General features: G+C 35.6%; 15 protein-coding genes. 2 read left to right on the forward strand and 13 right to left on the reverse strand.

Features of this window, described 5'->3' with window-relative positions:
• Positions 1-23: 23 nt before the first annotated feature.
• From I2F31_RS12060 to I2F31_RS12080, 5 genes are all read right to left on the reverse strand, one after another.
• On the reverse strand, positions 24-656 hold the full coding sequence (locus I2F31_RS12060) for a LysE family translocator (RefSeq protein ID WP_195769748.1): 633 nt from the start codon (positions 654-656) through the stop codon (positions 24-26).
• A 276-nt stretch (positions 657-932) separates the two neighbouring features.
• A complete protein-coding gene (locus I2F31_RS12065) occupies positions 933-1,250 on the reverse strand; it encodes an AzlD domain-containing protein (RefSeq protein ID WP_195769749.1) in 318 nt (105 codons plus the stop codon).
• Positions 1,247-1,972, reverse strand: a complete 726-nt coding sequence (locus tag I2F31_RS12070) for an AzlC family ABC transporter permease (protein WP_323127584.1) — start codon at positions 1,970-1,972, stop codon at positions 1,247-1,249. Before I2F31_RS12070 ends, I2F31_RS12065 begins: the two co-directional genes overlap by 4 nt.
• 75 nt (positions 1,973-2,047) lie before the next feature.
• Positions 2,048-2,881 carry an AraC family transcriptional regulator gene (locus tag I2F31_RS12075; RefSeq protein ID WP_195769750.1) on the reverse strand — a complete coding sequence of 278 codons (834 nt, stop codon included), beginning with the start codon at positions 2,879-2,881 and terminating at the stop codon, positions 2,048-2,050.
• A gap of 403 nt (positions 2,882-3,284) precedes the next feature.
• Positions 3,285-3,959, reverse strand: a complete 675-nt coding sequence (locus I2F31_RS12080; protein ID WP_195769751.1) for a YoaK family protein — start codon at positions 3,957-3,959, stop codon at positions 3,285-3,287.
• A 107-nt stretch (positions 3,960-4,066) separates the two neighbouring features.
• Between I2F31_RS12080 and I2F31_RS12085 the strand changes: the two genes are divergently transcribed.
• Positions 4,067-4,810 carry an AraC family transcriptional regulator gene (locus tag I2F31_RS12085; RefSeq protein ID WP_195773939.1) on the forward strand — a complete coding sequence of 248 codons (744 nt, stop codon included), beginning with the start codon at positions 4,067-4,069 and terminating at the stop codon, positions 4,808-4,810.
• Positions 4,811-5,037: 227 nt separating this feature from the next.
• Here the strand turns inward: I2F31_RS12085 and I2F31_RS12090 are convergent, their stop codons facing one another.
• Together I2F31_RS12090 and I2F31_RS12095 are read right to left on the reverse strand one after the other, a co-directional pair.
• Positions 5,038-5,460: a hypothetical protein gene (locus I2F31_RS12090; RefSeq protein ID WP_195769753.1), complete on the reverse strand. Its 423-nt coding sequence runs from the start codon at positions 5,458-5,460 to the stop codon at positions 5,038-5,040.
• A gap of 411 nt (positions 5,461-5,871) precedes the next feature.
• A complete protein-coding gene (locus tag I2F31_RS12095; protein ID WP_195769754.1) occupies positions 5,872-6,228 on the reverse strand; it encodes a DUF6984 family protein in 357 nt (118 codons plus the stop codon).
• Positions 6,229-6,282: 54 nt separating this feature from the next.
• On the opposite strand from I2F31_RS12095, the gene I2F31_RS12100 reads away from it, so the two are divergent.
• Entirely contained in the window at positions 6,283-6,744 is a 462-nt protein-coding gene (locus I2F31_RS12100; protein ID WP_195773940.1) for a hypothetical protein, read from the forward strand.
• Positions 6,745-6,791: 47 nt separating this feature from the next.
• Here I2F31_RS12100 and I2F31_RS12105 read toward each other — a convergent pair whose 3' ends face one another.
• The 6 genes from I2F31_RS12105 to I2F31_RS12130 all read right to left on the reverse strand — a co-directional run bounded on the left by I2F31_RS12105 (position 6,792) and on the right by I2F31_RS12130 (position 12,975).
• Positions 6,792-8,783, reverse strand: a complete 1,992-nt coding sequence (locus I2F31_RS12105) for a TonB-dependent copper receptor (protein ID WP_195769756.1) — start codon at positions 8,781-8,783, stop codon at positions 6,792-6,794.
• A gap of 88 nt (positions 8,784-8,871) precedes the next feature.
• Complete coding sequence (locus I2F31_RS12110; RefSeq protein ID WP_195769757.1) at positions 8,872-9,312, reverse strand: DUF2946 domain-containing protein; 441 nt, start codon at positions 9,310-9,312, stop codon at positions 8,872-8,874.
• Positions 9,313-9,460: 148 nt separating this feature from the next.
• A complete protein-coding gene (locus I2F31_RS12115) occupies positions 9,461-9,874 on the reverse strand; it encodes a DUF6691 family protein (protein ID WP_195769758.1) in 414 nt (137 codons plus the stop codon).
• Between the two features lie 9 nt (positions 9,875-9,883).
• Positions 9,884-10,294, reverse strand: a complete 411-nt coding sequence (locus I2F31_RS12120; RefSeq protein ID WP_195769806.1) for a YeeE/YedE family protein — start codon at positions 10,292-10,294, stop codon at positions 9,884-9,886.
• 7 nt (positions 10,295-10,301) lie between these two features.
• Positions 10,302-10,856 (reverse strand): GNAT family N-acetyltransferase, encoded by a 555-nt coding sequence (locus I2F31_RS12125; protein WP_195769759.1) that lies wholly within the window; start codon positions 10,854-10,856, stop codon positions 10,302-10,304.
• A gap of 10 nt (positions 10,857-10,866) precedes the next feature.
• Entirely contained in the window at positions 10,867-12,975 is a 2,109-nt protein-coding gene (locus I2F31_RS12130; protein ID WP_195769760.1) for a TonB-dependent siderophore receptor, read from the reverse strand.
• Positions 12,976-13,097 lie beyond the last annotated feature (122 nt).

A 13,097-nucleotide genomic window follows, 5' to 3' on the forward strand; every position in this document is an offset into this window, starting at 1 on the left:
TTTAGGTATGAGTTAGGATTGTGCTAGCGTTTGCTCTCGAATAATATACGAAAGGCTAATCCTGCCAATACTGTACTCATTAACCAACGTTGAATTTGTGCCCAAAAAGGTTTCTTCTGTAAAAAAACAGCTATTCCTCCTGCAGAAATAACTATTAAACTATTAACTGAAATACTAATAAGAACTTGAAGACTCCCTAATTGTATAGACTGTAGAAGTATATTTCCTTGCTGAGGGTGTAGAAATTGCGGTAATAGAGACAGATACATAACTGCAATTTTTGGATTCAATAAATTAGTCAAAAATCCCATTAAAAACAATTTAAGCGATGAATCCTTAGGTAGTTTTTTGAGTTGAAAAAGAGGGAGAGCATTTGGTCTTATAGCTTGCCATGCTAACCAAAGTAGATAAACAGCACCTGCAATTCTAATTGCATCATAAGCATATGGAACAGCAATAACTAGTTTGGTTAACCCTAAAGATGCACATAGCATATAAAATAAAAAACCACACGCTACACCTGCTAAGGAAATAAAACCTGCTAATTGTCCCTGACAGATACTACGTGAAATTAAATAAATCATATTGGGACCAGGAGTCACTACCATTATTAAACATATGAGAGAAAATCCAAGTATTTGAGAAATATCCAGCATAATTAGATCCTCTAGGTTTGAGTATAATTTACTTATTTTTATAGCATGATATTCTTTATTTGAGTATTTCCCACTCAATATATAAAAGTCAAGCTGAATATAAAGTATACATAACACAGCTGACCTCAAATACCCAAATGCATTAATTTTTCTTGAATCGCATCACTAAAAGGTATCAGTCTAATTAGGTAGTCTTAACAACCTTATCACTAATAAAAATTGCAATATCATATAAACACATTTAATTTATATAAGGCTAAAAATATTAGTGAAGTTTTAAAATATGACATAGTTTAAGCAATAGAAAAAAATTGAGCTTAAAACCAAACTAAGTAAAATATGACGTATAATGAGCGAAATTACTATCGAAAAAATAGCAGCGTATAAATAACTATTAAGAGAAATTTCTTTTAAAATATGTTGATCATCAAAAAATATTATAGGAATGCAAATTGCAGTTAATAGGCTTGGAGCTGCATATTTAAGCATCCTTTCTAAAAAACTTGGGATTTTTATTGCAATTGTTGGTTCTAGAAAAAAATACCTATTAAAAAAAATAATGATAGCAAGTCCAAAAATTGTAACCCAATTCATTTAAAAGACCTCTGAGTGTTTAAATTTTCTAATAGTGTGCTTATAACCATACCAAATAAACCAGCAATAATTAGAGCACCTTGAATATGAAAAAATGTTAATAAAAACATCGATATTGCCGTCAAGAGTACTGAGCAGAATGTCAATTTATCTTTTATCAGAGTTAAAATTAGAGGAATAAAAATTGCTATTATCGAGAAATCAAGGTGGTAACTTTGAAGGTTTGGAATAGTCGATGCTAAGAAAACGCCCATGGCACTAAAAGCGATCCAAAAGATATAGAAGCATAATCCAGCGCCAAGAAGATAATAAAAATTTCTTTTGGTTGAATCTGATCCTATAGCAAATAGCTCATCAGTGAGTAAAAAACCTAGGCTTAATCGGTGTTTAATGGGAAGATGTTTAATGTCATTTCTTAGTGTTAAAGCATAGATGAAATGTTGTGCAGTGATAAAGAATACAGTGAGAAAAATACTTATGGTGGAAGAACCAGCCATGACAAGTCCTAGGCTTACTAACTGGGCTGCTCCAGCAAACATAACAATAGACATACCCAAAGCCTGACTATTTGATAGTCCAGCATGTATAGCCATAGACCCTGCTAATATAGCCCATGGAATAGCTGAAATTGAAAGAGGTAACATATCTAAAACACCTTTATAAAAAAGGTATTTGGACTGTTTTTCCTCCTCGATACTTATGGGTGTTCTTTCATGACTCACTTTGTTTATCCAATAAAAATATATGGAAGTAAGTGTGTCTATGAATCAGAACCAAGACTTGTATAATATTGCTTATTATTGAATAAAAATATTTGCTATATACTGCGATGGAGTTACTCCAACAGCCTTTTTGAAATGGCGATTAAAATGACTTTGATCGGAGAATCCACATTTAAGTGCAACAGATGTGACTTTTTCCCCTTTCTTCAATAGTTGTTGAGCTTTAATAAGTCTAACTTGGAGTAACCATGCATGAGGTGGTAATCCTACATTTTTTTTGAACTCTCGTAGAAAATGCCAAGGGCTAAGATTTGCTAAAGTAGCAAGATCATCTAAGGAAAGGTTTTCATCGGAATGAGATGAGATAAAGTCCTTAACTAATAATATTCTAGATTGAGCATTTGATAAATCAGATACTTCTCTTCGGCGTCTTCCATGCTTTGCCATTAGGCATGCAATCGTTGATAAATACATTGTCTCTTTAAAAAGTAAGTTATCTTTTTCTTCTAGTAAATCAAATAATAGGCATAATTGGCGAGCTAGCCCCTCATCATGTACAACTGCTTGCTCAAACCAAGGAGCCTCACCTTTATTAGAGAAAAAGTCTTGGCTAATATCTATTAACATTTCTGGCGTTGGATAAATGGCTCGATAGCTCCACCCAGAGGATAATGCCGATGAACCTGTATGTACTTCATCAGCATTAACTAGAATGATATCTCCTTTAGGAGCAATATGATTTTGTCCTTTTCTAGAAAAGGCTTGAGCTCCTCGGGTAATCACTCCTATGCAATATTCTTCATGTACATGCTTTGAAAATTGTTTTTGATGATAATGAGCTTTTAATAGCCCAAGTCCACCTAGCTCCCTTAGGTGCAAATAATTTACGGACTCTTTGTGATTCTGCATTATCTTTCAATGTCTCAAAATAAGAATGTATAGAATAAAATTGCGTTAAAAAAACTAATACTATCTAAGATAATTAATCCTAGATAGTATAATGGACAGCTTTTACTAAACCTTTAAACCAGCTTCAACAAAACTATCCCATTATTTAAAAAGTGGGTTTAAGTCACATGATCACCACTAGCCATTGCTATTTCATATGATCAATACCTGAAATTAACTCTCAGCCCATACTTTTTAAAATAGCCTTGTTGTTCTGCACCCCATATTGCTAATTTCCAACCACCATTAAAGCTAATGATACTGACATTCTTCTCTTTATGTTCAGATGAATGAATTAATGTGATAGATAAGTCAAAAAACCTAATATAGACTTATACAAAACTAGCTCCTAAAAAATCAAAGGTTATGATTGATAATCATTTTTAAAAAAATAAATAGCTATCATTAATATTGGTGGGATAAATAAGATGAACTTCAAATAGAAATGATAGATTAGTCCAGCACTAGCACAACCTATTGTAAAACTAATAATCTGAGGTAGTACTTTCTTAAAACGATTAGTCATTGCTACCCTATCTACACTTTTATCTTTCGTAATAATACTTCCTAAATCAACCATTAATTGTGTAGTAGACCCTGTCATTACAGTAGTTGGAGCTTCTTTTATCCAATACAAACGGTGAATCGCATTCTGTATCCCCATACTAAAAATTAAAAGCATACCCACAGTGAAGGCAGGCCAAGAATACTCTAAGGAAAATGGAATGTATTTTTCTGAAACAAAAGCAGCTAATAGATACAAGAAAAATTTAAATTTTAAAAGAAATGAATAAGATAATTTTTGATGTCTTAAAAAATACTGATCAATTACTTTACTAATAAGTACTGCAAAACAAAACATTGGTAATGCGAATAACTTTGCTAAAGTAGCGGATTGAGTATTAGTAACAAGTGAATACCCCAGAGTTACAAAGTTTCCTGTAACATGTGCTGCAAATAGGCCACCAATAGATAAAAAACTTGCTGTATCTACATAGCCTGCATTAAAACTTAAAAATATGGGAAGCTTCCGTTGCATGTTCATCACTTTATTGGTAAATAAGTAATCCTATTTTCTAATAAAATTTACTTTTATTCTTTTTTTAAAGTGCCAAAATAGTTCGATAAACTGCCAACATTTGATTTATGCATATTACAGAAATTAAACACGACTCAAATGCCGAAATTCCCTACCATGTTCATGATAGTAGTCAGTTATTAATTGTCAAAAGTGGTATATCTAAGGTACAAGTTGAAAATGGATGGTGGTTAGTCATGCCTGAGACTGGTCTTTATATCCCCCCTAAAATCCCACACAGAGCACTGTATGCTAAAGATGCAAACATAGTAAGAGTTCTATTTAACTCTAAGAACCCTAGCACTTTATCTCATGTTAGTTTAATCACATTTTCGAACTTAACAAATGCTTTAATAGAAGAAATAATGAGACTGAAAAACCAAGAATATACTTTAGAGGTTTTCAATCAACTAGAATTAATTTACCAACTATTACATTATCAGGTTAAAGATAATTTAAAAAAAGATAACTTATATATCTCTGATGGTTATGACAAGAGACTCAAATACATTACAAATAAATTAAAAAATAATCCATGTTGCTTAGACAGTTTGTATCAACTTGCTAAGGAAGCTAATTCAAGTTTAAGAACGATTAATCGGTTATTTGAAAAAGAAACAGGGCTTACATTTAGCCAGTGGCGTCATCATTTAAGAATGATGATCGCAATTGAAAAACTACTACAAGGCAGTAGTATTACAAAAATCGCTTTTGAAGTTGGTTATCAAAGTTCAAATAGTTTTTCGACAGCATTTCATAAATATATGGGGCAACCACCTCAAAAATATTTATTAAACTATAAAGCAACTTAAAGCGTATCTATACCAAGTACCCTACAAATGGGAAGCTTCTTTTACTCCATTTAAGTTTAAACGATGCTAAGCGTAGGACACCTTTTACATAATGCCTAAATAAGGTTTACAATACAGTAATATCCATTAAAATTTTTTTATTATGCGTAATCTGCACTCGAAAGATCTTCTTAAAATACCATTCTGAATGGTATTATTTTATACTTACTTTAAAATCAATTTGAATATTACTGCTCTTTCAAATAATCCTGATCGCTTATCACTTCTAAAATGTGCAACTGACTGATCTCTAATTTTTTGATTATCTCAGGTATAAGAGACTTTTCTACAAAGAGATAGTCGGTTCGATCAAAGCCACCTTGTAACTTTAATTTGCCATTGCTCAGGCAAATATTCATCATTTTTTGCTCTCGTAAACTATTAATGATGGCTACTTTATATTCATGAAAATTTACTTTTTTATTTTCTTTTTCACAACTTTCATCAAACAATGGCAAATAGAAGTCTAGAAATTTTGCCTCACCTACTAAATATTGTTGTAGTACATGCTGTTCGACTGAAAGCCCATAAGACATATATTTACACTGCTCAGCCTCTGCTTCTGAAAGCCAGTGATCAAAAACAGAAACTACAAAAACACTGTCCCACATATATCAAACTCACATGATTCAATTTAAATAAGACTTTATTTATTTTTTCTTATTTTCTCTAAATGATTTTTTAATCTAAAGTAAAAACAGCATACAAATATTGCAACCATACAACATAAGATTGGCACTATATCAAAAGATTTACCACTACTAGCATTAATCATTTGAGCATATATGGTGAGCACTAAAAAAATGCTGAAAAATATGATTCCTCTTCTTTGGGACTTTTCTTGTTGCGTTTTATTCATTTTAAATTGCTCTAAGGTTTTATTTTTTTAAATGCAAACTATTCTCACATGGTAGGTAATAACAAATAGAATGTAAAGAAATCTTTCACTCTCTTGAACCATCAAATACAAGATATGGCTCTTTTATTAATGTACTTTAAAAGCCACTGATTACTCACTTCTATTAAGGCTTTAAAGCATATGTTTTTCTAATATTTTTAATATTAAATGGCTTGGTGAGTGCAGAGAAATCTTCTACAAAACTGTCAACTTCTCGTGCAATACCACGTTGATCTATGAATAGCGTCACATTGACTTGTTTATTCTCATCTAAATAGTCGATTTGCGTTTGACTTGTAACAAGCACACCATCGCTCGAATTACTTTCGCTCGGATAGATGATTTTAAATGATCCCATCGCACCATCATTTAACGGCATTGCATAGCACTCTGGTAAAGGTACTAAAACATTTATTTTTATCGGTGAAATATTGATTAAACTCTTAATAATGAATATTTCATCTGACGTGAGGAGTCTCATATGGTATACCTAAGTTAATCTATTCACACTACCCAAAAATGCGGTATTCAGCAAATGACCATACAGCAAATGACCATACAAGGTTTTTTCAGTCATAAAAAAGCGATTCTTTTTGCTAAAAACACATCTATTTTTCAAAATGCCTCTGCCATCAATACAGAACATCTTTGGCAAATGTGTGATAGAAATTTTAGTGATCTAAACAATCCAGATTATGCTCAGGTCATTCAATCTGTTTTTTCCCTGTATAAAGTCAATACATCAACACACGCATTTGAATCTACAGAAAAAATATTAGCATTTGATATTTCATCTAGCATGTACGATTGTTTGGCATACCAAGAAAGTCATGGATTTTTTGATGAATGTGACTGCCCTCCACCTGAATTTTGGATGGCTTATATAGATGATCGACTTTTTTCTTATATTCCTAAAGCGTATATAGATCAAGCCAATGCAGGCGTGAATATCTCTATGAGTGAGAGCTTGCAATGGCTAGAACCGATCTTTGCATAATGTTTTATAAAAAAAGCACTTCCAAAGAAGTGCTTTTTTCCAATCAATTAAAACTTAAATTCAACCCGTGCCCAGTAGTTGCGACCAATATTATCAACTTGGTCTGTACCACTAAAACCAACATTAGCATTACCCAGTTTATTTAAATGCTCGCTATAAGTGCGGTCAAAAACATTATCAATACCCAGAGCCAAAGTGACTCCATTGTTCCAACGGTATGCACTATTTAAAGAGACCGTGGCAAAGCCCTGACTTGGCCCTAAATCATAACCCACAATATTGCCTTGTTTTTGGCTATAGCGATGCTGTGCTGCCACTACACGCCACAATGCACCAACGCTATACTGGTCTGCAACATAACGTAAGTTTACACGTGCTTCTAACGGTGCAATTTGTGGTAAAGCACGGTTTTGGGTGGTATTTTCTCCCCAAGCGTACATGGCACTCACATCAGTTTGAATATGCGGTGTAAATTTATACCCCACACCAAACTCTCCGCCTGCAATTTTAGCATTTACATTCATCGCATTGGTTGCCGTACCGTATTGGGTCAAAATAAAGTCTTGCACATATCCTGCATAAGCAGATGCCCAATGGTTTAAGCGCTGCCCCTGATACTGATACCCCAAATCAAGTTGAGTGGTTTTTTCTGCTTTTACTGCATTAAATACATCTTGGCGACCATTACCTAAACTTGGCGAAAATATTTCCCAATAGTCTGGCATACGCTGTACATGACCAACGCCAATATAGGTTTTGGTATTGAGTGCAGGAAACTCACTTTCTAAACGTATAAAACCACTTGGTAACGTTTGGCTACGCTTTTGGTTAAACCTCTGTGTCGCCACTCTAAAATCTTTGACATCTACAGCATCTACACGTGTACCGATGACCACTTTTTGTTGCTCAGACAGTGCATGTGATGCTTCAGCAAAAATACCATATGACTCAAATGACATATCTTTTTGACGTGGCAACTGTTTATAGAACCGTGTACCACGTTTATTATGGCTGTTATATTGATGATCTAACCCTGTTAGCACGGTCCAATCACTCACATGGGCAGTGATCTCCATGCGCTCATTTAAAGTCTTACGTGCCACATTTGAAGCCATCGCCATATTTTTATTCAGCGGTCGTAAACCATAATTATCCATCACATGGTCATTAAAATTATAGTTCAATTGTAGATCTATTTTCTCAATCACATCATTGATATAGGTTTGCTGAAAACGAAGCCCCAAATGGTCTCTGGCAAACAAAGTACCGTCCATACCACGGCCTGCATATGCCACTTGCCCATTGGCTTTTCCTGCTGTGGCTTCTAACCACGTATGTTCAGTTGGTCTCCAACCCAGTGCGAGATCTGTATTCCATTTTTCCCAATTGGCATGCACGGTTTTACCTGCACCATCAACATAATCATTTGACACCGAACGGTTTGCATTTAAGCGAGCATAGTACTGTTGATCTCCCACAGCCACATCTACATTATGGTCTAAACGACCAAATGAGCCCATGACTGTGCTGACCTGACCTTTATAAAACTGACCATCATTAAACGTTACAGGCTTGCTATCAAATAATACTGTTGCAGCAGAGCCTGGGTTAGCAAAGCGTACTGTTTCAGGGCCTTTAATCACGGTCATCTGATCAAAACGCTCAGGTGAAATATAAGAGGTCGGTGCATCCATACGACCACCGCATGCCCCAAGGTTTTCAGAGTTATCTGACAAGACTTTTATACGAGAGCCAAACATGCCTCTAAAAGTAATATCACTATTGACCATACCTGCACTTTTCACGGCGTTAAAGCCCATAATACTTTGTAAATATGCAGCACCATCCACTGAAGGCATGGGTTGAGTCGGTTGTTTCGGGTCTAGCACGACTACTAGACCATTAGCAGTGTTTCCTTTTTCTGCAGTACTCACAATTGGGGTGAGCTGCACCACTTGGTCAGCATAAGTATGCTGTACATATAAGATACAAGAAATCATGGCAGCCAAAGGGCGCATAACATAAGTTGAAGTAGACATATTTTTTCTCAAATTTTAGCTGTAACAAAGCAATACTGGGTAAAATCACCCAATATGACGTGTTCAATACATGTTTTAATGACGTGTTCTAGCTAAACGATGGCGGTGCTCGCCCTTGAGGTATGAGAAATAAACGCTGTAAATTAAAGTACACATGCTTAAATGCATGCATAAATGCCAGTAGTCTGACCTTCAATTTGACAAATATTTCGTTAATGCCTAAATCCAAGAATGGAATCAGATGATTATAAACGGTACAAAATGGACACTGATGATATGCATCATGCATACCCGTTGTATGATTGGAGTGTGCTTTGGCCGTAAAAGGTTTTTCTACTGTTTCGGTATGATGATGGTGTGTTGAACTCATGGCATCTGTATGATGCATGCTATGTTCAGTTTGAGGTTGTTCAAGTGCAGTGGTAATGGTTTCACACAGCACAGCCACCTGCATTTGCTCAGGCAAAAAAGGTTGCAGAAAGACGGCAAGCTGTAAAATTATGGCACTGATTGACAGTACCCACCCCATCTGAAACAAAAGCACAAAACCGTTGAATTTATTACATTAAATTATAGCATAAGTCATATTATTTAGGCATATCAACCTATATTAGATTGATTGAAAATCACGATAAGTATAGAAAAATAATATATTATTCAATACATTAAAATACTTGTCACTTAACTGTTTTATCACACAACCACATACCAAAAAGCATAGCAATAATAAAGTAAATGGCTTGCATATATCCCAAAGAAAGGAGTGCCAAAACCGGTGCAGGGCAAATGCCAGAAATACCCCAGCCTATACCAAACAATGTTGCACCCAGTAATAATTTACGATCTATCTGCTGCCCTGTAGGTAGGTGTATTTTTTCATTAAACCACGTATTGTTTATTTTATGATGTTTCACCAGTTGAAATGGAATGATGGCCACTAAAATTGCCCCGATCATTACAAAGGCTAAACGTGCATTCCAGTGCCCAAAAATATCTAAAAAAGAGTGTACAGTATGCGGATTGATCATATCTAAAATCATCAAACCTAATGCAAAAATCCCACCCCATAAAAATGCCAATGCTTTTTTCATGGTGTCCTCTCAGGCAAAAATGTGTTTGAGTAAAAAAACTGTTAAAAACCCAGCGCACATAAACACAGCAGTTGCAATAATTGAACGTAAAGACAAACGGCTAATACCACACACCCCATGACCACTGGTGCAACCTGAACCTAAACGCGTGCCAAAGCCCACCAATACGCCACTAATGACAAGCCATATCGCAGAAGTTTCCAACTGAATATCTAGTGGTTGAAGGTATTGATAGATAAAAGGCACAACCATTAATCCCATGAGAAACCAAAAACTACTGTGTTGGAATATCATTTTGTAATGAAGTTGTTGTGAGATCATGCCACTAACCCCTGCCACACGACCATGCGTCAATAAATAACCCACCACAGCAATACCAATGAGCACACCACCGACTAAACTTTGTATGTATTCCATGATTCAATGCTCACTGATAATTTATTGTATTGAATGAAGATGAATCTAAGCGCATATGTATGGTATACCATATTGGGTCTTGTTCTTCTAATATGGTCTCAAAACCCTGCTGTAACCAAAATGCTTTTGCACCTGCCAAAAATGGCTGGGTATGTAAATAAATGACATCTATATTTTTTTGATGTGCAAGCTGTTTTAACTTCTGTACCAATTGCGTAGCGATCTGTTGCCTGCGGTACTGTGGCAAAACATAAAGCTTAACCAACTCGACTACAGTCTGTGCTTTTAAATCAAATAAATGCGAAAAACGTTGGTCATAGGCTCGAAAACCTGCAACTGCAACCAATTTTTTTTGCTCATATACTGCAATAAAACACCCCAAAGGGTGCTCAATAAAAGTCTGCTGAAAAAAAGAAAGATCATCAGGAATCACCTGATGATCTAACATGGGAAACATGATTCGACGGCCTGCCATTACAAAATCAGTCATCGCTTGAATTTGCAAGGCATCTGCTTTCTCAACCACTTTAAACTGTAATGCTGTTGTTGTGGTGAGAAAAGACATATTTACTCCATTAGAATTTATAATTTACTGTTAAAAAGATTTCTCGTGGATTACCTGGAGTCACCCACTGTTGTGCATAGCTTGATGCATAATACGTTTTGTTAAATACGTTATTGAGTGTCGCTTGAAAACGTAAGTTACTGCTTGCTTCGTAGTACGCATTGAGATTTGCAATGGTATATGCAGGTAAGTTAAAGCCATCATCTGCCATGCTACCAGAGCGTGAAGACATGTATTGTACATTACCACCTAAACCAATTTTTTGCTCGCCTGATTGCCAGACATCATAGTTTGCTAACACGTTTGCACTGTTTTTCGGGCTATTTAAAATACGTGCACCTTTGTAATCGCCTTTTTCAACTTTAGCATGTGTATAAGTATATGCGAGTTTTACATTTAAACGCTCTGTCGGTTGCATAGCAACATCTAATTCTACACCACGGCTTTTTTCTTCGCCATTTGCAATACTAAATGCGGTATCTTTTGGATTGGTTGCCAATACATTCTGTTTTTTCACGTGGAACACAGACATTGAAGACGTCAGTAAGCCATCTAGTAGTTTTGCTTTTGCACCTAGCTCATACGACCACGATTTTTCAGGATCAAAACCTTGACCATTAATATCTAGACCAGAGTTTAAGTGAAAGGCTTGACCTGCACTTGCAAACACAGACCATTCATCATTCACTAAATAGTTCACCGATGCTCTTGGGCTAAAGTGAGTAAAGTTACTTTTACCTAATACATTGGTTCTTTTATTCAATAGTGATTGTTTGTAATAATCTAAACGACCACCGAACAGCACAGACCACTGTGGATCTAGCTCAATATAATCACTTAAGGTTAACGCTGCATTTTTTTGGACTTCTTTGGTACTAGATACTACACCCGTCACCTCTGGTAACGTTGTTGTATAAACAGGATTATAAATATTAATAAAGTATGAATTAGCACGGTAACGTTTGAGTGTGTTTTCTAAGGTCAACTCACTCAGACTTGTACCAATCACCACTTTATGTTCAATGCTACCCGTTGCAAACTCACCTAAAGCATCATGATTGAGCAAATAACTGGTTGAGTGATTATCACGTAAACGGCGTTCGCGGTTTAGATCGCCATTTGCTTGCACGTTTTGCAAACGTGCTTCAGTTGAATAGCCTTTTAAACTGTTGTCTTTATAGGTAAACGACGCTTGGCTTTTCCATGCATCATTCCATAGGTGTTCAACACGTAATTGCTGTAATGTATCTTTCATGGTCAATTGACCATCATTTTTTTGACCTAAAAAGCGAGTGATTGGAATCACACCAAGCTGATTATTGACAGCCACCACACCACGGTCGAATTGGGTATGAATGGTTGAATATTCACTGTCATAATTCACTTGTGTTTGATCTGACGGTTTCCATGTCAGTTGTGGTGCAACAAATACACGGTCATTTTTTACAAAATCACGAAAGCTATGGTTTTTCTCATAAGCTGCATCTAAACGGTATGCCAAAGTATCTGTAATAGCATCGGTTGAACCTACTGCAACACGGTATTGGTCATGTGAACCTGCTCGTGCAGAAACTTCTTGCTCAGGGCTAAATTTTGGCTTTTTAGTCACAACATTTAGCGTACCACCTGGGTCTCCTGCCCCATACATGGCCGCTTCTGGGCCTTTCAGAAACTCAACTTGTTGAATATTGGCCATATCTCTTGACGCAGATAAACCTAAGTTATTAATACCATTACGTAAACTAGATGCCCCAATGGTTTGGTCAGTATAAAAACCACGGACTGAGTAGTTGTCCCATAACCCACCAAATGGGTTGAGTACCGACACACCACTCACCACCCCCAACGTATCACTAATACGTTGTGCATTGGTATCTTGTAATACTTTTGCAGAAACCACCGCCACATTTTTTGGTGTTTTCATCGGGTCAATGGCAAATTTTGTAGATGCACTTGAAGGTTTACCTGCATAAGGGACTTTGACGGTGCTTTCTGATTGAAATGAAAGCGAATTAAGCACAGCAACATCTTCAGATTGTGATGTTTTTTGTTCTTCTGCTTGAGCAAGGGGAGTAACACACAGAAGGGTTAAAGGTACAAGGTTTAGCCACTGTTTCATGTTATTTAACTTCGACAAATATTACGTTATAATATAACACTATAACTAAAACTTATACAATAATTCAATCTTTATTTAAGGTTGGTCATGTTCATAAATACAAAATATAAACTACATCAATC

It is taken from the genome of Acinetobacter rathckeae, from assembly GCF_015627125.1.
Taxonomy (GTDB): domain Bacteria; phylum Pseudomonadota; class Gammaproteobacteria; order Pseudomonadales; family Moraxellaceae; genus Acinetobacter; species Acinetobacter rathckeae.

Excerpts from the sequence above, each read along its gene's own strand:
- I2F31_RS12060 (WP_195769748.1), bottom strand. The coding sequence starts at position 656 with ATGCTGGATATTTCTCAAATACTTGGATTTTCTCTCATATGTTTAATA.
- I2F31_RS12065 (WP_195769749.1), bottom strand. The coding sequence starts at position 1,250 with ATGAATTGGGTTACAATTTTTGGACTTGCTATCATTATTTTTTTTAAT.
- I2F31_RS12075 (WP_195769750.1), bottom strand. The coding sequence starts at position 2,881 with ATGCAGAATCACAAAGAGTCCGTAAATTATTTGCACCTAAGGGAGCTA.
- I2F31_RS12080 (WP_195769751.1), bottom strand. The coding sequence starts at position 3,959 with ATGCAACGGAAGCTTCCCATATTTTTAAGTTTTAATGCAGGCTATGTA.
- I2F31_RS12085 (WP_195773939.1), top strand. The coding sequence starts at position 4,067 with ATGCATATTACAGAAATTAAACACGACTCAAATGCCGAAATTCCCTAC.
- I2F31_RS12090 (WP_195769753.1), bottom strand. The coding sequence starts at position 5,460 with ATGTGGGACAGTGTTTTTGTAGTTTCTGTTTTTGATCACTGGCTTTCA.
- I2F31_RS12095 (WP_195769754.1), bottom strand. The coding sequence starts at position 6,228 with ATGAGACTCCTCACGTCAGATGAAATATTCATTATTAAGAGTTTAATC.
- I2F31_RS12100 (WP_195773940.1), top strand. The coding sequence starts at position 6,283 with ATGACCATACAGCAAATGACCATACAAGGTTTTTTCAGTCATAAAAAA.
- I2F31_RS12105 (WP_195769756.1), bottom strand. The coding sequence starts at position 8,783 with ATGTCTACTTCAACTTATGTTATGCGCCCTTTGGCTGCCATGATTTCT.
- I2F31_RS12110 (WP_195769757.1), bottom strand. The coding sequence starts at position 9,312 with ATGGGGTGGGTACTGTCAATCAGTGCCATAATTTTACAGCTTGCCGTC.
- I2F31_RS12115 (WP_195769758.1), bottom strand. The coding sequence starts at position 9,874 with ATGAAAAAAGCATTGGCATTTTTATGGGGTGGGATTTTTGCATTAGGT.
- I2F31_RS12125 (WP_195769759.1), bottom strand. The coding sequence starts at position 10,856 with ATGTCTTTTCTCACCACAACAACAGCATTACAGTTTAAAGTGGTTGAG.
- I2F31_RS12130 (WP_195769760.1), bottom strand. The coding sequence starts at position 12,975 with ATGAAACAGTGGCTAAACCTTGTACCTTTAACCCTTCTGTGTGTTACT.